General features: G+C 43.9%; 20 protein-coding genes and 1 tRNA gene. 2 read left to right on the forward strand and 19 right to left on the reverse strand.

The genetic code is table 11. From position 1 onward, the window contains the following. Window positions 1-8: 8 nt before the first annotated feature. From WKT08_RS02770 to WKT08_RS02795, 6 genes are all read right to left on the reverse strand, one after another. Complete coding sequence (locus WKT08_RS02770; RefSeq protein ID WP_003008202.1) at window positions 9-407, reverse strand: diacylglycerol kinase family protein; 399 nt, start codon at window positions 405-407, stop codon at window positions 9-11. Beyond that, window positions 388-885: an rRNA maturation RNase YbeY gene (ybeY, locus tag WKT08_RS02775; RefSeq protein WP_003005431.1), complete on the reverse strand. Its 498-nt coding sequence runs from the start codon at window positions 883-885 to the stop codon at window positions 388-390. Before ybeY ends, WKT08_RS02770 begins: the two co-directional genes overlap by 20 nt. Window positions 886-982: 97 nt before the next feature. Then, window positions 983-2,719 carry a tetracycline efflux ABC transporter Tet(46) subunit B gene (gene tetB(46) / locus WKT08_RS02780; RefSeq protein WP_340279836.1) on the reverse strand — a complete coding sequence of 579 codons (1,737 nt, stop codon included), beginning with the start codon at window positions 2,717-2,719 and terminating at the stop codon, window positions 983-985. A gap of 1 nt (window position 2,720) precedes the next feature. Continuing rightward, window positions 2,721-4,445 (reverse strand): tetracycline efflux ABC transporter Tet(46) subunit A, encoded by a 1,725-nt coding sequence (gene tetA(46), locus WKT08_RS02785; RefSeq protein ID WP_340279838.1) that lies wholly within the window; start codon window positions 4,443-4,445, stop codon window positions 2,721-2,723. Between the two features lie 393 nt (window positions 4,446-4,838). Next, window positions 4,839-4,911: transfer RNA gene (locus tag WKT08_RS02790), tRNA-Thr, on the reverse strand. A 50-nt stretch (window positions 4,912-4,961) separates the two neighbouring features. After that, a complete protein-coding gene (locus WKT08_RS02795) occupies window positions 4,962-5,531 on the reverse strand; it encodes a GNAT family N-acetyltransferase (RefSeq protein WP_045759722.1) in 570 nt (189 codons plus the stop codon). 200 nt (window positions 5,532-5,731) lie between these two features. Between WKT08_RS02795 and ald the strand changes: the two genes are divergently transcribed. Then, window positions 5,732-6,844, forward strand: a complete 1,113-nt coding sequence (ald, locus tag WKT08_RS02800; protein WP_045759723.1) for an alanine dehydrogenase — start codon at window positions 5,732-5,734, stop codon at window positions 6,842-6,844. 257 nt (window positions 6,845-7,101) lie between these two features. Here ald and WKT08_RS02805 read toward each other — a convergent pair whose 3' ends face one another. From WKT08_RS02805 to rplK, 7 genes are all read right to left on the reverse strand, one after another. Beyond that, window positions 7,102-8,100: a PhoH family protein gene (locus WKT08_RS02805; protein ID WP_045759724.1), complete on the reverse strand. Its 999-nt coding sequence runs from the start codon at window positions 8,098-8,100 to the stop codon at window positions 7,102-7,104. An 82-nt stretch (window positions 8,101-8,182) separates the two neighbouring features. Next, window positions 8,183-8,398, reverse strand: a complete 216-nt coding sequence (locus WKT08_RS02810; protein ID WP_003005127.1) for a YozE family protein — start codon at window positions 8,396-8,398, stop codon at window positions 8,183-8,185. A gap of 10 nt (window positions 8,399-8,408) precedes the next feature. Beyond that, window positions 8,409-9,263, reverse strand: a complete 855-nt coding sequence (gene cvfB, locus WKT08_RS02815; protein ID WP_201036717.1) for an RNA-binding virulence regulatory protein CvfB — start codon at window positions 9,261-9,263, stop codon at window positions 8,409-8,411. A gap of 99 nt (window positions 9,264-9,362) precedes the next feature. Then, entirely contained in the window at window positions 9,363-9,920 is a 558-nt protein-coding gene (gene frr, locus WKT08_RS02820) for a ribosome recycling factor (protein ID WP_003005165.1), read from the reverse strand. A 19-nt stretch (window positions 9,921-9,939) separates the two neighbouring features. Beyond that, entirely contained in the window at window positions 9,940-10,671 is a 732-nt protein-coding gene (gene pyrH, locus WKT08_RS02825) for a UMP kinase (protein WP_003005706.1), read from the reverse strand. A gap of 163 nt (window positions 10,672-10,834) precedes the next feature. Beyond that, a complete protein-coding gene (rplA, locus tag WKT08_RS02830) occupies window positions 10,835-11,524 on the reverse strand; it encodes a 50S ribosomal protein L1 (RefSeq protein WP_003005355.1) in 690 nt (229 codons plus the stop codon). Window positions 11,525-11,621: 97 nt separating this feature from the next. Beyond that, window positions 11,622-12,047, reverse strand: coding sequence for a 50S ribosomal protein L11 (rplK, locus tag WKT08_RS02835; RefSeq protein WP_003005369.1), 426 nt, complete (start codon window positions 12,045-12,047; stop codon window positions 11,622-11,624). A gap of 160 nt (window positions 12,048-12,207) precedes the next feature. Between rplK and WKT08_RS02840 the strand changes: the two genes are divergently transcribed. After that, on the forward strand, window positions 12,208-12,552 hold the full coding sequence (locus WKT08_RS02840) for a DUF3397 family protein (RefSeq protein WP_013903943.1): 345 nt from the start codon (window positions 12,208-12,210) through the stop codon (window positions 12,550-12,552). 295 nt (window positions 12,553-12,847) lie between these two features. Here WKT08_RS02840 and WKT08_RS02845 read toward each other — a convergent pair whose 3' ends face one another. From WKT08_RS02845 to WKT08_RS02870, 6 genes are all read right to left on the reverse strand, one after another. Beyond that, window positions 12,848-15,166 carry an HAD-IC family P-type ATPase gene (locus WKT08_RS02845; RefSeq protein WP_340279855.1) on the reverse strand — a complete coding sequence of 773 codons (2,319 nt, stop codon included), beginning with the start codon at window positions 15,164-15,166 and terminating at the stop codon, window positions 12,848-12,850. A gap of 8 nt (window positions 15,167-15,174) precedes the next feature. Further along, complete coding sequence (gene gloA2 / locus WKT08_RS02850; RefSeq protein ID WP_049491192.1) at window positions 15,175-15,561, reverse strand: SMU1112c/YaeR family gloxylase I-like metalloprotein; 387 nt, start codon at window positions 15,559-15,561, stop codon at window positions 15,175-15,177. 66 nt (window positions 15,562-15,627) lie between these two features. After that, on the reverse strand, window positions 15,628-17,988 hold the full coding sequence (locus WKT08_RS02855) for a DNA translocase FtsK (RefSeq protein WP_340279860.1): 2,361 nt from the start codon (window positions 17,986-17,988) through the stop codon (window positions 15,628-15,630). Window positions 17,989-18,086: 98 nt separating this feature from the next. Continuing rightward, entirely contained in the window at window positions 18,087-18,629 is a 543-nt protein-coding gene (locus WKT08_RS02860) for a hypothetical protein (protein WP_340279862.1), read from the reverse strand. A gap of 100 nt (window positions 18,630-18,729) precedes the next feature. Beyond that, window positions 18,730-19,233 (reverse strand): hypothetical protein, encoded by a 504-nt coding sequence (locus WKT08_RS02865; RefSeq protein ID WP_340279864.1) that lies wholly within the window; start codon window positions 19,231-19,233, stop codon window positions 18,730-18,732. Window positions 19,234-19,296: 63 nt separating this feature from the next. Then, window positions 19,297-20,061, reverse strand: coding sequence for a hypothetical protein (locus tag WKT08_RS02870; RefSeq protein ID WP_049472080.1), 765 nt, complete (start codon window positions 20,059-20,061; stop codon window positions 19,297-19,299). Window positions 20,062-20,178: the final 117 nt, after the last annotated feature.

Raw genomic sequence — 20,178 nt, forward strand, 5'->3', positions numbered from 1 at the left:
ACTCCCTCTTATCCAAATACCAAGGCCCAGAATTTGGGCACAAAAATCACCAGTCCTGTTAGTAGGGCAAAACCTGATACGACAAGGACTGCTCCAGCCGCCATGTCTTTGGCATTCTTTGCCAACATGGAGAAATGGTAGTTACTAGCTAAATCCACCACATTTTCAATGGCTGAATTCATAATCTCAAAAGCAATCACCAAGGTGATGCTGAGCAATAAAAAGAGCCATTCTGTCGCAGAAATCCTAAATACCAAACCAGCAAGAATTGCTACAAGGGCTGATAAGGCATGCTTGCGCATATTGCGCTCTTCTTTGATCGCAGTGAAAATTCCTGTTATCGCAAACTCCAAGCTTGAAGTGAAGTCCCGATTTTTCCATTTTCGCTTATTGTCTTGTGAGTCCATAGGCTGTCAAAATCTCTTCCTGTAAGCCAAACATTTCCTTTTCTTCTTCCGGCGTATAGTGATCATAGCCATTGATGTGAAGAAAACCATGCACTGCTAAAAATCCCATTTCGCGCTCAAAGCTGTGGCCATATTCTTCGGCTTGCTCACGCGCCTTGTCAATTGAAATAAAGAGCTCACCAATATAGGTATCGAATTCCGCCATCATCTCTGCCAATTCTGGATTTTCTGCAAGGTCTTCCTCGTCAAAAGAAATCTCCATCTCTGGCTTGTATTCTAAACTGATGACATCCGTCGGACGATCCGTATCACGGTATTCAAGATTTAGTTCATGACTGCGTTCATTGGTTACAAAAGTCACAGCCATTTCCTTGTCTTCTTTCCCAATTTTTTGAGCAGCAAATTCTAAAATTTCTTGCGTTTGTTTTAAGATTTCGTCAGAGACTTGACCAGTCTCATCTACCATTTCAATATACATCTGGATCACCTCACTATTATCACTTTATTATATCACAAAAACCAGCCTATATACTAGATACAGGCTGGTTTTCAATCTTTTTCTTTGCAGGACAATCTTACACCACTGTTTGCTGGATGGCATTCATCTGGGCATAGATCCCGCCTTGTGCAACCAGTTCCTCGTGTCTACCACGCTCCACAATGCGTCCTTCAGATAAGACTAAGATCTGATCCGCATCTTGGATAGTGGACAAGCGATGGGCAATGATAAAGGTGGTCCGTCCCTTTTGCAGGACTGCCATAGCCTTCTGGATGATTTCTTCTGTTTCCGTATCGATGTGAGAGGTTGCCTCATCCAAAATCAGAATTTGCGGATTCATATAGAGCGTCCGCGCAAAGGAAATCAATTGGCGCTCACCACTTGAAAAGGCGGATCCTTTTTCTACGACTGGATGGTCGATTCCCTTTTCAAGGCGCTCTACAAAAGGCCAAGCCCCGACTTTTTTCAGCGCATCTTTGACCGCATCACGGTCAATATGATCCTGACTCATGGCCACATTACTGGCAATGGTTCCTGTAAATAGATAAGGATCTTGCAGAACAATGCCCATGTGGCTTCGCAGGCTCTCACGAGAGACTTGGCGAATATCTTGCCCATCGATCAAAATCGCTCCTTCTTGAGGATCATAGAAACGATAGAGCAGATTCATAATAGAAGACTTACCCGATCCAGTGTGGCCCACAAGAGCGATGGTTTCCCCGGGACTCGCCTGAAAGGCAATATCCTGTAAAACTGGCTTGCCTTCTTCATAAGCAAATTGAACATCATCAAACACGACTTGAGCCTTTTCTATCTTCAGTTCCGATACACCATCGGGCTCTAAGGGGTGATCCAAGAAGGCAAGGACGCGACTCCCCGTCTCTAAGGATCGCCGAATATTTGGAAATTGACGACTGAGATTGGCCATAAGATCAAAGAGATTGATCACATAGTTAATATTGATAAATAAGAAACCAGCTGTCACACCAACATTGCCCTGTAGGAAAGAAATCCCGGCGATGGTCAAAATGCCTGCAATCACTAAAAACTTAAGCAATTCCGTCAAGGTCCAAGAAGCGATGGAATCGGCTAAGAGGATCCGATCATTGGCCCCTAGCATCTTCTGGGTAGTGGCTTCAAACTCCTCTACCACACCAGGTTCTTGATGATATAGCTGGATCATACTGGCACCATGCAAGAGTTCATTGACTTGGGTATTGACTTCGCTTCGCGCATCAAAGAAATCCTTCATAGGCTGGTCCGTCATGACCTTATACAGATACTGAATCCCATAGAAAATCGGAAAGACCAGACACAAGAGTAGCCCCATCATAGGACTCAAGTAAAAGAGAATCCCTAGGATAAAGAGAAATCGCACCAAATAGATGACTAAAATCATACAAGAGTTATAAAACTGGGTCCGCAAGGTCTCCGTATCATTGACAATTCTTGTCGCAATCTTCCCAGCTGGCTTGTCATCAAAATAAGAAATAGGCAGACCTTGCATGACTTGAAAGGCTTGGTCTCTCAGACTAGCGGTTACTTGATTACTTCCATGCAATAAGATCCGATTTCCTAGGTAGCTAATCAGCTGTCCTAGGCTCAAGACTAAGAGATAAAATGCTCCCATCTGAAGCAAGTCCCCTTGTCCTCCACCGTGGGTCAGAGCAGTCAAAGGCCCATCAATCATCTTTTGGAGAAGAAAAGGAGACAATTCAGAAAAAATGGTGGCTAGTAAGAGACAAATAAAGCCGGAAAGAAAAACCGTCGGATAAAGAGTGATCCGAGATAATAATCGTTTCAATACTTTCATCTTATTCTCCTTCCTGTTTTTGTTGCCGTTGGTATTGTTCATAATACCAGCCCTCTTGAGCCAGTAAATCACTAGCTCTACCTTCTTCTACAATCTGTCCTTGATCCAAGACAATGATCCAATCCGCCTGATGAACCGCAGACAAGCGATGGGAAACAATGAGGGTCGTCTTGCCTTTTCGCTCTGTTTGAATGGTGTCAATAATGGACTGTTCGGTCTTGGCATCCACCGCCGAAAGGGAATCATCTAACAGCAAGAGATCCGCATCCCTTAAAAAAGCACGTGCCAACGAGATCCGTTGTTTTTGACCACCTGATACAGAGACCCCTTTCTCACCGATCAAGGTGTCCATTCCCTGAGACATCCGCTCAAGATCATCTGCAAAAGCAGCTTGGGCTACAGCTTCCACCAAATCCTCTTCACTAGCACCATTTTTACCCAGAGCAATATTGTCACGAATGGATTTTGAGAATAAAATATGTTCTTGGGAAACATAGCCGATTTTAGCTTCAATGGAGTGTCGGTTGTAGTCCACGATCGGTTGCTGGTTGACCAAGAATTCTCCCTCACCAACTGGGTACTGCCGCAAGAATTGTCGAACCAGACTAGTCTTTCCTGCTCCGGTACGACCAACAATTCCAACTGTCTGTCCTTTCTGAATGGTCCAATCAATGCCTGACAGGCTCTTTCGCTCAGCACTAGGATAGCTGAAAGAATAGTCCTTAAACTGCACCAAATCAATCTGCTCTAAGTAGTGAGGACCATCTGGCTCCAGATCATCCGTTTCATCAATCACTTCTTTTAATTTTTTATAGGACATTTGACCTGTCTGGTAGACCAAGATCAAGTCTGCCATCATCCACATAGGCTCAATTAAAAAGACCAAATACAGCTGTAAAGCCAATAACTTGCCAAGGCTCAACTGCCCGCTTGCCAGGGACTGGCCTCCAAATAGCAGGAGCAAGACTGTCGAGAATCCAATAAACAACAGGGCTAAAGGTCCAAAAGAGTACTGGATAGAAGCAATCTTGTCCCCTGTTTTGGAGAGACTGGCTGTTTTTTTCTGAAACTGTTTGACCTGCTGGTCCCGTCTACTATAGGCCCGCATGACACGGATCCCCTCGATGGACTCCAAGACTTCATCGTTCAACTGAGCGACCGCTTCCCGGTTTTGCTCAACATACTCCTCCTGCTTTCTACTCAAAAAATAGGTCGAGACGACGAGGAAGATCATAGGAATAAAGGAAATCAAGGTTAATTGCCAAGAAATGAAAAACATGGTCGGAATAATAAAGGCAAACAAGCCACCGCCAAACAGGAGCACCATCATCCCGTAACCCGCCATATCAGCCATCCCATCCACATCTGTCGTAAAGCGCGTCAAGAGGTCCCCTGAACGGAATTTCTCAAAAAACGGACGCCGCATAGCTACTAGCTTACGAAAAGCTTGTCCCTGAAGGGTCGCCTTGAAATGGACTGACGACTGAAAGAGTCGCAACTGCCAATAAAAAGCCGTTAGGTAATTGAGGAGAGCTGATCCTACCAAGAGGACCATATCCCATACAAAGTTCGATTGCGTCAGCGTCCGCTGACTCAAATGATCCACTAAGCGCTGGATGACTTGCGTCGGGATCAATAAGGTGTAATCATAAAGAATCAGGACCATAGCGATCTTCACATATCGCCATTTGCGCTCCCTGATATACTCCCAAATAGCTCTGATCATATATTCTCCTTTTCAAAATGGCACAGAAAAAACCCAAGCAAGGAGCTGAGTACGTGCTCAGTCCACACTTGGGCCTTCTGATGCCTATCACCAATTCAGTTAAGGCAGGTAAAAATGCATACAAAAAACCCAAGACAGACTCCTCCATCTTGGGTTCCATTTATAGTTTACATCGAACTCAACTGAGATTGGAGAAGCTTTGTATTCAATTGTGTCATCAAAACATCTACTTTGTTCATGATGGTTTTCTCCTTTCTCTTTGTTGTTCTAACTTTACCACGGATTTCCTTGCTTGTCAACGCTTTTTTGAAAATTATTGAAAAAAGCAAAATTTTTAAGATGGACTCGCAAAAAAAGAAGCCTAGATCGTCTCTAAGCTTCTCTCTTCTGCTATGCTAGTTGCCGGGATTGAACCGGCGACCTCATCCTTACCATGGATGCGCTCTACCGACTGAGCTAAACCAGCAGTACCTATCTACTATATCATGGAGATAGGTCTTTTGTCAATATCCTGACTCATTTTTCTGCCAAATATTCTTCCTTAGTGAGGACATAATGAACTCTCGTCACCATTCGCCCTTCTTCATGCAAGTCTAGCATCGCGTAGGGCTCCTCGTGAGAATATTTCATCCCTGATTTGGCCATCACCCGTCCAGAAGCTGGGTTGTCCTTATCATGAACAGCAATGAGCTTGTTCATCCCTAACTGTTCAAAAGCCAAGGCAATGACTGCCTTGGTAGCCTCTGTCGCAAGACCCTGGTTCCAATAGTCTTTATTCAGAACATAGCCGATACTCCCCTTCTTCAGACAAAGATCCAAATCCAGTAAATCAATCGTCCCAATAAATTTTCCATTTTCTTTGAGCTCGATCCCCCATCTTCCAAGTGGGCTCGCTAGGTAAAAGAGGGCAATATTATTACGCGTCTCTTCTATACTTTGATTGGTTGCAAAGGTATAGCGCGTAACTGTCTCATCAGAAGCATACTCAAACATAGCTGGTGCATCATCAAGAGTGACCGGACGCAAGTGCAAACGCTCAGTCTCTATTTCTCGATAAGCCGCTAACTTCACATATAAATTTTCCATTTGACTCTCCTTCTTTAGGGATTAGTTTAGCAAATAACCTAAAGGAAGGCAAGCTCAAATTTTTCTTGCTTTTTAACCCACTTTTCTATACAATAAAATCAATCAAAACAATCAGATAAGGAGTGAAAAGGTCATTGAGTCAAGAGAGCCATCTCACACCAATGACCTTTTTACACCTAAATCTAAGCAAGGAGAAAATAATGCTTATTGGAATTCCTAAAGAAATTAAAAACAACGAAAATCGGGTCGGTTTGACACCTGCAGGCGTACAAAGCTTGGTGAAGAAAGGTCATCACGTTTTGGTGGAAACAAATGCTGGACTTGGTTCTGGCTTTGCGGATGAAGATTACACGAAGCAAGGGGCAACCATCGTTGCGACTGCTGCAGAAGCTTGGGCCGCTGAGATGGTGGTCAAGGTCAAAGAACCCCTCGCTGAAGAATATGGCTTCCTTCGCGAAGACCTCTTGCTCTTCACTTACTTGCATATGGCTGCTGCTCCTGAATTAGCAGATGCCATGGTCGCAGCCAAGACAACTGGGGTGGCCTACGAAACGGTGCGTGACCTTGATGGACAATTGCCACTCTTGGTGCCAATGAGTGAGGTTGCTGGACGGATGGCCGTGCAAATCGGTGCTCACTTCCTGACCAAACAAGAAGGTGGATCAGGGGTCCTCTTAGGTGGGGTGCCAGGTGTTCCCAAAGGAAAAGTTACCATTATCGGAGGCGGGGTCGTTGGAACCCACGCAGCTCGGATCGCCCTTGGACTCGGTGCCCAAGTGACCATCTTAGATATCAGCGCTAAACGTTTGGCTGTTCTGGAAGATGTCTTTGGTCATCAAATCCAAACCCTTATGTCCAATCCATTTAATATTGAAGCCAGCGTCCGTGATGCCGATGTTGTTATCGGGGCCGTCTTGATTCCTGGTGCTAAAGCTCCTAAATTAGTGACAGACGATATGGTTAAACAAATGCGTCCCGGTTCAGTTATCGTCGATGTGGCCGTTGACCAAGGTGGTGTTATCGAAACAGCAGACCGTGTCACAACGCATACGGAACCAGTTTACGAAAAACATGGCGTGCTCCACTATGCCGTTGCCAATATCCCAGGGGCTGTCGCTCGTACCTCTACAATCGCCCTTACCAATGTGACCCTTCCTTATGTCGAATCCCTAGCTAACAATGGTTTTCACAAGGCAATTGACCTCGACGAAGGCCTACGCCAAGGGGTCACTACTTACCAAGGCCACATCACTAGCCAACCCGTTGCTACTGGTTTAGAGCGTGACTTCACACCAATTGATGAATTGGTTTAAACTATCATATATTTAAAGAATTACCATCGAAAAAACAAGTTGTTTTGAGTTTTTTAAATCATCTTTAGAGACTTTCCGCCGTGAGAAAAGTGCTTGAAACAATTTAGTTTCAAGCACTCGGAATAATTGAGACCTTAGGCTCAATTATTAGTCATGGAACTTCAAAGAAGTTCGCTGACGTCCGTTCTCACCTAAGGAAAGGCTAGGAGATGATTTTATCATCAATTTAAGGCAAAGATCCGATGATCTTTGCCTTTTTATTCTGCTTCTTCTTCCACATCCAGTTTTTCTTTGAGGACTGGATTTGGGATTGGCTCGTAGGCCCGGATAATCTCTGCTACTACTGGATGACGAACGACATCCTTAGCAGAGAAATGCACAAAGTCAATTTGAGAAATGTTCTTCAATTTCTCCTGAGCATCAATCAAGCCTGATTTGACATTTCGAGGAAGGTCAATCTGGCTGGTATCTCCATTGACAATCATCTTAGAGTTAAAACCAAGACGGGTCAAAAACATCTTCATCTGCATGATGGTGGTATTTTGCGCTTCATCGAGGATGACAAAGGCATCGTCCAAGGTCCGCCCCCGCATATAAGCCAAAGGCGCAATCTCGATAATCTCCCGCTCCATCATCCGAGTTGTTTGGTCTTTCCCTAAAATCTGGTAGAGAGCATCATAGACCGGTCGTAGATAAGGGTCCACTTTTTCTTTGAGATCCCCTGGTAGGAAACCAAGGCTCTCTCCAGCTTCAACAGCAGGACGCGTCAAAATGATCCGCTTGACTTGACCACGCTTGAGTGCAGTCACAGCCAAGGTCACTGCTAGGAAGGTTTTCCCAGTCCCCGCTGGTCCAATCCCAAAAGTGACATCATGGTTCTTGACACTATCGACATAGATCTTTTGACCAAGTGTTTTAACCCGAATGGGCTTGCCGTAACTATCCTTGATAATCTCTTCTTCATAGAGAGCGATGAACTTATCCAATTCCCCATTTCTCACCATGGTAATGGCGGTCACCACGTCTGGCGTCCCGATGGTCATGCCACGGTTGACGAGGACCAAAAGAGCCTGGATGACTTGACGAACCTGCTCGCAGGTTTCTTCTTCCCCAATGATTTGGACGATTTCTGTCCGGGCATGAATAGTCACCCCAAATTCTTGCTCCATCAAACGGAGATGGCGTTCGTTAGATCCAAACAAATGAAAGAGATCGTCTGGATGCGTTAATGTAATTTCAACTGAATGTTCTTGCAAATAAAGAACCTCTCTACCTGTGTTTTTCTATTATTATTATAACAAAGAGGCCGAGAAAAAACCATCCTCGACCTATCCTTCTCTAGTGGGCTTGGTATTCTTCCCAAATCGCATCAAAATCGCCAAGATTAAAGGAAAAGCTGGCATGCTCTTCTAGATAGCGACTGACCTCGTCGAAGTCATCTGTATGCTTGGGAAAAGCAGACTCGTGAAATGCAAGATCTGCTAGAATGGCTTTAGGAGCATTGCTTTTAGGATTGCGCTCCGTCATCAACCAAGTATAAAATGATTTTCGCATAAGCCTCCTCTTAGATCAACTCTGTTCCAAACTGGTCTTGCTTGATTTTTTTGGCCTTCATCAAACCACCCAAAGCCTTTTTGAACTGACCTTTTGAAATCCCAAAAGTTGCTTTGATTTCTTCTGGAGAGGACTTATCATTCAAGGTCATAAAGCCACCATTGGCTTCCAAATAGGTCAAAATCATTTGGGCATCGTTTTCCAACATTTCAAACGAACGTGGCTTCAAAGATAGGTTCAAGGTCCGATCCACTTCACGAAATCCAATGACGCGGGCATTTAAGACCTCTCCCAAACGTGGTTCTGCATATCGCTCACTTGGGTGGATAAAGCCCAGCATATTATTCTCTGGAAGGTAAACAAAGGTTCCAGACAATTTCAAGCGGTAGACAATGGCTGGCCAGTTTTGGTTTTGCATATTGTTGTAGGCTGGACGAGCCAAACTCTGGAAATCTTCCTGGTAGGCTAAGATCCCCCAAATCCGATCTTTCTTATCAACTTCTAATCGAATATAGAGACGATCGCCCTTTTTAGGCCATAGATCTTTGATCTCCGGTAGGATATCTAGTGAGACAACAATCTGCTTATCTGGAAGCCCTGTATCCACGAAGACTCCCAAATCCTTGCGCACTTCCGTGACCGTTCCCCAGCCAAAGCTTTCTTGAGTTGCTGTGACTTCAAGTGTCGTGAGTCGGAACTTTTGCTTCATATCCGTATAGGCAAAGCCCTTGACACTTTCTCCGACTTTGTGTGGGCCTTCTGCTTTATCAAGCGCGTAGGTCTGGCCATCTTTTTGAACAAAATAGAAGTGATCATTTTCATCAATGACCATTCCCATGATGTAGCTTGCTAGATTCGTATTCATGTTTCCTTCTTTCCTCTTGCCTCTTCACAAGAATAATGGAAATAAAACCCAGCCAGCAGTGCCAACTGAGTCTTTCTTTCCTGTAATGGTTGGGATGGATTAAACTTCCATCAATTCTTTTTCTTTGTGAGCTGTCATTTCATCTACATGCTTAACAGCGTCATCCGTAACTTTTTGAATCTCTTTTTCAAGACCTTTCAATTCATCTTCTGTGATTTCTTTTGCTTTTTCTTGTTTCTTCGCTTCATCCATAGCATCACGACGGATGTTACGGATCGCTACTTTAGCATTTTCACCCACTTTTTTCACTTCTTTTGCCAAGTCGCGACGAGTTTCTTCTGTCAAAGCTGGGATAACCAAGCGGATAACAGATCCATCGTTGGCTGGAGTGATACCAAGGTCAGAAGCATTGATGCTGTGCTCGATGTCTTTCAAAGATGATTTATCAAATGGTGTGATCAACAAGACACGTGCTTCTGGAATCGTGATAGATGCCAATTGGTTCAAAGGAGTCTCTACTCCGTAGTATTCTACGAAAATACGATCCAAAAGACTTGCGTTTGCACGTCCAGCACGGATGCTACCAAATTCACGTCCCAAACTTTGGTGAGACTGGGTCATTCTTTCTTTTGCTTTTTCTACGATTGGGTTTGCCATAATCTTCCTCTATTTTCTATTATTTTTCTACGTTATTCGATACGGTTGTACCGATATTTTCACCAAAGACAACGCGTTTGATATTGCCTGGTTCATTCATATTAAAGACAACCAAGTCAATGTCGTTGTCCATGGAGAGAGTAGAGGCTGTTGAGTCCATGATGCGAAGACCTTTGTTGATCACATCGCGGTGAGTCAATTCCTCAAATTTCACAGCTGAAGCATCTTTTTTCGGATCGGCATTATAAACACCATCGACCCCATTTTTGGCCATGAGAATGGCATCTGCTTCAATCTCAGCTGCACGAAGGGCTGCGGTCGTATCTGTTGAGAAGTAAGGAGAACCGATCCCTGCACCAAAGATCACGATCCGATCTTTTTCAAGGTGACGAAGGGCACGACCACGGATATATGGTTCTGCAACTTGTTGCATAGCAATCGCAGTTTGAACACGGGTATCCACGCCAACTTGTTGAAGCGAATCAGCCATCACAAGGGCGTTCATGACAGTCCCAAGCATCCCTGTGTAGTCTGCTTGGACACGATCCATCCCTGCTTCTGCAGCAGGTTCTCCGCGCCAAAGGTTTCCCCCTCCAATCACCAAGGCAATTTCAATTCCAAGTTCGTGAACTTCCTTGATTTCTTGAGCCATATTTTGGACAGTTTTGATATCGATTCCGACACCACGTTCGCCAGCAAGAGCCTCACCAGATAGCTTGATTAAGATACGTTTATACTTAGGTTCTACCATTTTCTCTCTCCTTTTTTGATCTGTATTATTTTACCATAAATTACGTTTTTTATATAGTCATATCCATCAAAATTTTCTTTTTTCCATCCGATTAGTTTTACCAACTGTAGCAAATAAAAATTGAGTACAAAAAAAGCTACCCGAGGGCAGCTTTTCATTTCAATTAAAGTGAGTTAACATCCACTTTGATACCAGGACCTTGAGTTGTAGTCAAAGTCAAGCTAGTTACGTAAGTACCTTTAGCTGTAGCTGGTTTTGCTTTTTGGATTGTGTCGTTGAAAGCTTTAAAGTTTTCAACCAATTTAGTATCATCGAATGAAACTTTACCGATGATCGCTTGAACGATACCTGCTTTATCAGCACGGTAAGTGATTTTACCACCTTTAGACTCTTCAACTGCTTTCGCAACGTCCATAGTTACTGTACCAGTTTTAGGGTTTGGCATCAAGTTACGAGGTCCAAGGACACGTCCAAGACGTCCAACAAGAGCCATCATATCAGGTGTAGCGATAACAACGTCGAAGTCCAACCAACCATCGTTGATTTTCGCAACAAGGTCATCTTCACCTACGAAGTCTGCACCAGCAGCTTTTGCTTCTTCAGCTTTTGCACCACGTGCAAATACAAGAACGCGAGCAGTTTTACCAGTTCCGTTTGGCAATACCATTGCACCACGGATTTGTTGGTCAGCTTTTTTCACGTCGATGTTCAAGTTGTAAGCAACTTCTACAGTTGCGTCAAATTTTGCAAAGTTAGTTTCTTTTGCAAGAGCTACAGCTTCTTCTACGCTGTAGACTTTTGTGCTGTCGATTTTTTCAAGAGCAGCACGAAGTTGTTTGCTTTTTTTAGCCATTTTATCTTTCTCCTTGTAATGTGGTCATATCGATTTTCATCTCCCACGTCACTCGTCATTTGATCAAGTGTATTGCGGGCAAATAGGATTGTTACAATTAGTCAGTAACAGTGAATCCCATAGAACGAGCAGTACCTTCGATCATACGCATTGCAGACTCAATGTTTGCAGCGTTCAAATCTGGCATCTTAGTTTCAGCGATTTGTTGTACTTGTGCACGAGTTACAGTTGCAACTTTCGTTTTGTTCGGTGTACCTGAACCTTTTTCAACACCTGCAGCTTTTTTCAAAAGAACAGCAGCTGGTGGTGTTTTTGTAACGAAATCGAATGATTTGTCTTCATAAACAGTGATAACAACTGGGATGATCATACCAGCTTGATCAGCTGTACGAGCGTTAAACTCTTTGGTGAATCCCATGATGTTGATACCTGCTTGACCAAGCGCTGGACCAACCGGTGGAGCTGGAGTAGCTTTACCAGCAGGGATTTGCAATTTTACAAGTTTTTCGACTTTTTTAGCCATTTCTTAAATCCTCCTTTGTGGTTTTGGCGGTAATTACAGATTTTTACCTCCCACAAGTATGCTTTGTGCATACCTTTCTATTATACACGATTTCTCATTTTTTGCAAGAAAAAATTAAAATATAGTAAACTTTTTTTTCGTTTTATGATAGAATGAAGCTATGTTAATCAAAGTTGCTTCTGTATTATTTATTTTTTTAACGCTGATTCTGAGCGGTATCATTGTTCACCTCTTTAAGCTTCAAAAAAGAGGATGGCGATCCACTGATATTGCCTTTCCTTTATTTGCCCTAGAGTATTACCTGATCTCAGACAGCGCCTTTTATCACAGCCTCTTACCGCTGCTAGCTTTAAGCCTTTCGCTTTTAGCCTTGGGGCTAACGATTTATTTCTTAAAAAAGAAAAAGAGTTTTTATTACCCTAAATTTATCAAATACTTCTGGCGTGCTGGATTTCTAGTTACCTTCTTGCTCTACCTGATCCTAACCGCTAGTTTGTTTATCTAATACCAAAAGGCAACTCTATCATCGGAGTTGTTTTTTTATAAATAACCTAGATGATACTACATAGACTGAAATCATTTTAATTTTAAATTCTCCAAATATTTACTGAAACTTTCCGCCGTGAGAAAAGTGCTAGAAACACGATTGTTTCTAGCACTCGGGAGTTTTGAAACTTTAGGTTCAAAACTAAGTCATGGAACTTCCTAGAAGTTCGCTGACGTCCGTACTCACCTAAGGAAAGTTTTCAAATTATCTTTTTCTTCAATCTGAGGCAACTCTATCTTTGTTGCCTTTTCTTTTATTTCTTCCGATGAAAGAACCAGCCCACTAACTTCTTGAAGAGTTGAATCAAGACGAGAGCAAGAACTGCCATGATGGCGCAGATAAGTAGCGTTTGAAGCCTCAAAGGACTCATGTTAAAGAATTTCCCTAGGATACTACTTGAAACCAGAAAAGCTAGGATATTTCCTAAAAGAACCAGTCTCTTGTAGTGATTGAGAGGCTGGGATTCTTGATAGATGATGGTAAAGCCGACGAAGGCCATCAAGCAGATGGCTGCAGTCGAGAGCTCTTCCGACTTCATGCCAAATGCTGAAGAGAGCAAAACCAGACTAAAGATCAGTATAAAATCCGTCAAGGCAGCAGGTAGCGCATTTTTAAAGACCGTTTCAATAAAGCGTCCTTTGATGCGCTCGCTATTGGGCTCAAGCGCTAGGAAGAATCCTGGAATCCCGATCGTAAAGCCACTGATCAAGGACATCTGCGACGGCATGATAGGATAGGTAAAGGCTAAGAGCGTCACTGAGATGGCTAACAAAATAGAAAAGATATTCTTGATCAAAAAGAGACTAGCTGATCGTTGAATATTATTGACCACCCGCCGACCTTCTGCCACGATAGACGGCATCTTCCCAAAGTCGGAATCCAGTAAGACCACTTGCGCCATCTTTTTGGTCGCATCATTGCCAGATTCCATCGCAATACTACAATCCGCTGTTTTCAAGGCCAAAATATCGTTGACCCCGTCTCCGGTCATAGCGACCTTGTGTCCTTTTGCCTGCAAGCCTTCTACAAGGCTTTTCTTTTGCTCTGGGGTCACCCGACCAAAGACCGTATATTGGCTTGCCGCTCGGTGCAAGTCTTCTTCTGTCTGCAAGGTTCTGGCATCGATCAAGTCTTCTGCTCCTTCAATCCCTGCTTTTTGTGCAATAGCAGAGACGGTAGCTGGGTTGTCCCCTGAAATGACCTTAATGGTTACACCTTGTTCTTTAAAGTAGGCGAAGGTTTCTTTAGCATTTTTTCTCAAAGGATTGGAGAGGATAATCCAGGCTAGCAAATCTACAGGAGCCTCTAACGTCTCTCCAAGGTGTGCTCCCTTATATTTTCCAAAGACCAAGACCCGATTGCCTGCCTGGGTAGCAGGGGCGATCTCTTTTTCAAGCTCAGAGAAGCTCTCTCGTAAAACAAATTCTGGTGCACCTAATACATAGATCCCAGATTTAAAGGCAATGGCTCCATACTTTTTCTTAGACGTAAAGGGCTGTATTTCAAGGGCCTTCCAAGGCTGGCTGACTGGAGTCTTGTGGAATTTACGGATGGCATCCATGGTGTCATTTTGATCCATACTAGCTCCTACATACTGAGCTAGAGCTTCCAAGTCTTGAGGGTCTTTAGCTGGACGAATCTCTGTTACTTCCATACCCGGCTCTGTAATGGTCCCTGTCTTATCGACACAAAGGCTATCCACGCGCGATAAGGTCTCAATCCCCTTCATGCTATTGAGCAGGACCTTTTCCTTGGCTAATCTGACAGCACCCAGAGCCAGTGCCAAGGTCATCAAGAGATACAAGCCTTCTGGAATCATCCCGATCAAGGCCCCGACTGTTGAAGTCACACTGAGCTTGAGGCTATCGCCTAGACTGATATAGCTACGAAGAAAAAGGAGCGAGCCTAGCGGAATGATAAGAAGACCAATGATCCCCACAATGCGATTGACCGCATGAACCATGTCAGACTCCTCATGAGACTTGACCTGCTTGGCTTCCAGGCTCAGTTGGTTGATGTAGGAGTCGTTCCCAACTTTTTCCAGTCTCGCTAAACCTTGACCAGCGATCACAAAACTACCTGACATGAGTGCGTCTTGTGCTCCTTTTTTGACCTCATCGGCTTCACCGGTCAATTGCGACTCATCGACTTTTAGCTCGCCATCCAGCAAGACCCCATCCGCATAGATCTGGTCTCCAGCTTGAAAGCGAACTAGATCGCCCTCCACCAGCTGATCGATAGGTAGAGCGACTTCTTTTCCTTCACGAAGAACGATCGCCTCACTCATATGTAGAAATTGCATCTGACGCAAGATCCGTCGAGAGCGGACTTCCTGCACAATTCCTACCAGGGAGTTGACCACGACAATCGGGACAAACAAGAGATTGTTCCAAGACTTCACTGCAACAAGCAAGACCGCCAAAACCAGGAAGATCAGATTAAAGTAGGTAAAGACATTGTCTCGAATAATCTGCCCTATACTTTTTTCTGTTTTGATCGTGACCTTATTTTGCTTGCCCTCTTGGATCTTTTTTGCTACTTCTTCCTGACTGAGTCCTTCTAATTTATTCATTGCTTTCCTCACTCATGTATTTCCAAAGGCAATCCTTCTGGATCGAAGAAAAATGCCATTTTCTTGCCATCAAAGTCATCGTAGCGAAGGCCTGTATTCTCAATGCATAGCTGATCCAATCTAGCTAGATAGGCCTCTACATCTTCTACTTTAAAGGCCAGATGACGCAGTCCCGCATGTTCTGGCAAAGGAAGCTTAGGCCGTTCTGGAGCTGTCGGTTTGATAAAGAGTTCTAAAATCAATTGCCCCTGACGGAGATTGATCAAGATATCGCCTCGCTCGGGGCGATCATATTCACTATCAATCGCAAAGCCCAACTGGTCCACATAGAAATGCAACATAGCATCGCGATCCCGTCCAATGATGGCAATATGATGAATCGTGTCTAACTTCATCTGGTCCTACTTTCTATTTTCTATAAAAAGAAAAGGGAGCGGGACATATGCCCTTTTTCCCTATCCTTATGATTGTTGCAATACTTTTCGAGGCTTGGTTCCTTCAGCTGGTCCAATCACACCCGCTGCTTCCAACTCTTCCATGAGGCGAGTCGCCCGGTTAAAACCAACCGATAAGCGGCGCTGGATCATGGAAGCACTGGCTTTTTGGGTCTCGATGACGAGCGCTTTGGCCTCTTCAAAGAGAGGATCGCCTTCGTCTGAGCTACCCATGCCTCCATCAAAGTCTGACTCCGATACTTCTCCTGGATCAAAGGCATCATCATAATCAGCTTCTGCCTGCTCTTTGACAAAGTTGACAATCCGCTCCACATCGTCATCTGAGATAAAGGATCCTTGTAGACGGATTGGATGATTTTCATCAATCGGTTTAAAGAGCATGTCTCCGCGACCGAGTAATTTCTCTGCGCCATTTTCATCCAAGATGGTCCGTGAGTCGGTCCCAGATGATACCGCAAAAGCAACACGGGAAGGCACATTGGCCTTGATCAAACCTGAGATAACGTCAACCGATGGCCGTTGGGTCGCGAGAATCATGTGGATCCCTGCTGCACGCGCCTTCTGTCCCAGGCGAATAATGGCATCTTCCACTTCTTTACTTGCCACCATCATCAAGTCTGCCAACTCATCGACAATGACCACGATCAAAGGAAGGGGCACTTGCTTCATCTCAGACTGGGCATTGTACTCAGCCACCTTGGCATTAAAGCCAGCAATATTACGAGCACCCACTTTCGAAAAGAGCTCATAGCGATTTTCCATCTCATCAACGACCTTTTGCAGGGCCCGACTAGCCTTGCGTGGGTTGGTCACCACTGGAATCAAGAGGTGAGGAATATCATTGTAGACAGAAAGCTCCACCATCTTTGGATCGACCATCATAAACTTGACTTCGTCCGGACGAGCCTTCATCAAAATACTCGAAATAATTCCATTGACCGCTACTGACTTACCAGATCCAGTAGAACCCGCTACCAAGAGGTGGGGCATCCGAGCCAAATCAAAAGTCCGAGCTGAACCATCTACGGCCTTCCCAAGAGGAATCTCAAGGAGTTTAGCTGGGTCTGTCTTGGACTGCTCCCACAATTCACGGAAGGAAACGGTCGCAATCTCTGAATTAGGCACTTCAATCCCGACCAGAGACTTCCCTGGAATCGGTGCTTCAATTCGCACATCCTTGGCTGCTAGTGCCAAGGCCAAATCATCTGCTAGGTTCGAAATGCGGTTGACCCGCACACCGACAGCCGGCTTGACCTCATACTTGGTAACAGATGGACCAATTTCCGCCCGCTCCACTGTCGCCTTGATGTTAAAGCTTGCAAAGGTTTCTTCCAAAATGCGGATGTTCTGACGAACGATGTTTTTCTCTTTGGATTGATTTTTGGGCTTATCAGGCGCAAAGAGATCAATCGTTGGAAGTTTGTACTGAAGGAGTTCCTTAGGCGTGAAGTCCACTTGAACTTCTTCCCCATCGTCCTCGAATTCTTCGGCTACCGGAAGCTCTTCGTATGCTTCAGGCTCTTCCGGCCATTCTTCATCTGGCGGGTAGATTTCTGGTGTTGCTGGTGCAACAATCTCAGCTTCTGGGAAGGACTCTGTAAACGGCTCTTCCGCCAACACCTCTCCCGTTTCAGGATCTACAGGGTGCCCTTCCATAGAAAGGGGAGTTGGAAGAACAGCTCTTGCTTCTTCTTGCTCTCTTTCAGCTGCAGCAGCTTCCTCGGCAACTCTTGCTTCCTTTTCAAGGAATTTCTGCTCGCGACGCTCTTTGCGTTTTTCCATAGAAGCGTGGAAGGCTTCGGACCCCTTTTCAAACAAATCATAGATGGAGTAAGGGCTCATCAAGAGGATCCCCAATCCGATAAAGAGAAGACCGATAAAATAAGAGCCAATATTTGAAAACAGGAAGGAAATCGGAGCATAAAGAAGGGCACCGATCATACCACCACCGGCAAAACTCTCCACTCGTAGATGAATCAAGTCTGCCATGATTCTTGAAAAAGTGACCTTGATTCCATTATTGTCTAAATGAAGGGAGGATACAAAGAAGGCCTGAAACATCAAAAGAACCCCAACAAAGAAGCTTAGGAATCCTGAAATCACCCCTTCGTGTTTATCCAGCCATTTAAAGGCATAAAGGTAGAAAAAGGTCGCTAAAATAGCCAAGTAAGCCAAACTCCCAACAAAGAGTCGGATCAAGTTGTAGGCCAAGACCCCTACTGCCCCCAATTTCAAAGCCGCAAAGACTAAAACCAGACTGATCAGAATGGTCGCAATCATGCGATGAATTGCTTTTTTTCTTTCTAATTCTGCTTTGGACAGTCGTCTCGTCGACCGTGTTTTTTTTGATTGATTATTGTTTGCCATAACCTTTATTATATCACATTTCCAAGCCAGTTCTCTAGTAAAATCATTTCCTCAATTTTGCAGCATAAAGTAAAAAACAGCACCGAGTGGGTACTGTTTTAGATGTTTTTCTTGGGGTGGCGGTCAATGATGGCTTGATAGTCTTTCAGTGCTTGCTTTCCTTTGTCCGTCAACTGATAACCCCGAATTGCGAACTGCTCCGCCAGTTCTTCCTCCGTAAAATGGGCAGCCAAAGCTTGGTTCAAATCAGCTGCTTTCATCTTAGACAAACCCGCGACTCCCTTCTTTTTGAGAATGGCTTTTTTCATGGTCGCATTGATGTGGTCCAGCGAATCAAAAGCGGATTCAATAAAAGTATAGCCCTTCTCCACCAAAGCCTTCAAGTGTTCCGAAGCATGAATCCCATAGCTGTATTCAAAATACTTGGGAAACCAAGTCTCTGTCGTAAACGTTCCAAAATGGATCCGCCACAAGAGAATGATATCCCCTGCAAGCAAGCCATCTCGAAGGAGCTCCATATTTCGTTTGGAAACAGGTTTTGGATCTAACAACCAAGCTTCTAAATCCCTCTCAGGCGAAATAAAGGGTTTCACCTCGTGATCAGCGTAAAATTTTTCCATTACATCTGCAATAGTCGTCATAAGTCACTTCTATCTATCATTGATTGTATCATAACAAAATAAAAAGAAACCGTCGATCAAGAAAGCTTCCTGATGTCGAGATTCCTAATGAAAATGGATCTTACTCAGATTTTTTATCATTCGGTGAGATAGTATCTAGAACTTGGTCGACTTTTTGTTCGCTTTCTAAGTCATGATCCGTTTGAATCATATCAATTTGATCTTGTAAATTTGTCTGTTGGACTTGTGGTTTGTATAGCGAAGCAAATCCTACTCCAATTACCAATAAACTCGCTCCAATGACGCAAAGTCTCTTGACATGCCAAGCCATCGGTAAGGGAATTTTCGCTCGAATCCCCGATTTCTTGACCCAATCCGGGTGGTCTCGCATGACACGATTAGCTGCCATCAGAGGCATCAGGTAGCCAAAGAGCGCAATGACCGTTGTCAAGCCAATAACTCGAAAACGATTCTGCTTCGATGGAGAAACATGGTTCACTTCCATCAGGACCATGCCCGTAATCACCAAAATAATGACCAGTAATAAGCCCAAAGATCTCCATAAACCTTCTCTGCGGTAACATTTCAATTCATCAAACGACATCTCCTTAAAATTCTTATCCATTTTTTAATAACTCCTTGTGTTTGTTCAGGCTCTTTCAATTAATCTCTATTTTGATTGGAGGATTTACAGATGACTGCCTTCATCCTTCAAGTATTGCTTAGCCTTTCGAACGATATAGAGCGACTCATCTTCTGAGACTAACTTGCGAAAGAGATCATTGGCTCTGTGCTGATCGCCTTTAAGAGTAGCATTCAAGGCTTGGTAGTAGATAATTTCCAACTGCTGGTACTTGAAATCATTGCTTAAATCTTCGAAATAGTCATTACTTTGGTGCGCAATGGTTAAATCATAAAGGGCAAGACAGACCTTTCTTGTTTTCTCAGCCAGTGTCGGGTCTGTGATAGTCAATTCATTAAACTGAGCCTCTAGCTCTTCTCTAGTCAAATCAGGATTTGTCAGCACGATCGAACGAATAAGATAACTCTCAAAAAAGTTCTTATATTTCTGCGGACAATCCTTCTGACTGAGTGCTTCCCTAGCTTCCTTTATGACAATATCAAAATCTCCCATCATAAAAGAATAGGCGACCGATGTTAGCTTAATATCTATCTGTGAAATAGCTTTTTTCACATTCTTGTTCAACTGAAGGTATTGCTGCCAAAAAGCTAAATCTAAGTCTACATGGAGCAAGGTGTTGCACTTGTTGGTGTAGCTTTTCTTGAGCAATTGGATGAATAAAATCAAGCATGCAATAACCAATAAAACGCCAGCAGTCTGAAGAAGAGTATCCCTGACCACTAATCCAATGCAAAAGATCAGAAGCATTGCTAACAAGCCTGCAGATCTAATATAGAGTCTATAGTTTTTGCGTAGAGTTTTATAATCCAATTTGTAGCCTCCTATTCATGATACGGTTTTTGAGAGAATTCGTTCATTTTCAAACAAATTAACATACCTCCCATCATACCGAATTTTCCATCTATACGCAAATTCCTTCTTAATTAG

The sequence above is a fragment of the Streptococcus sp. HCA-5024 genome (genome assembly GCF_037890265.1).
Lineage (GTDB): Bacteria > Bacillota > Bacilli > Lactobacillales > Streptococcaceae > Streptococcus > Streptococcus lingualis.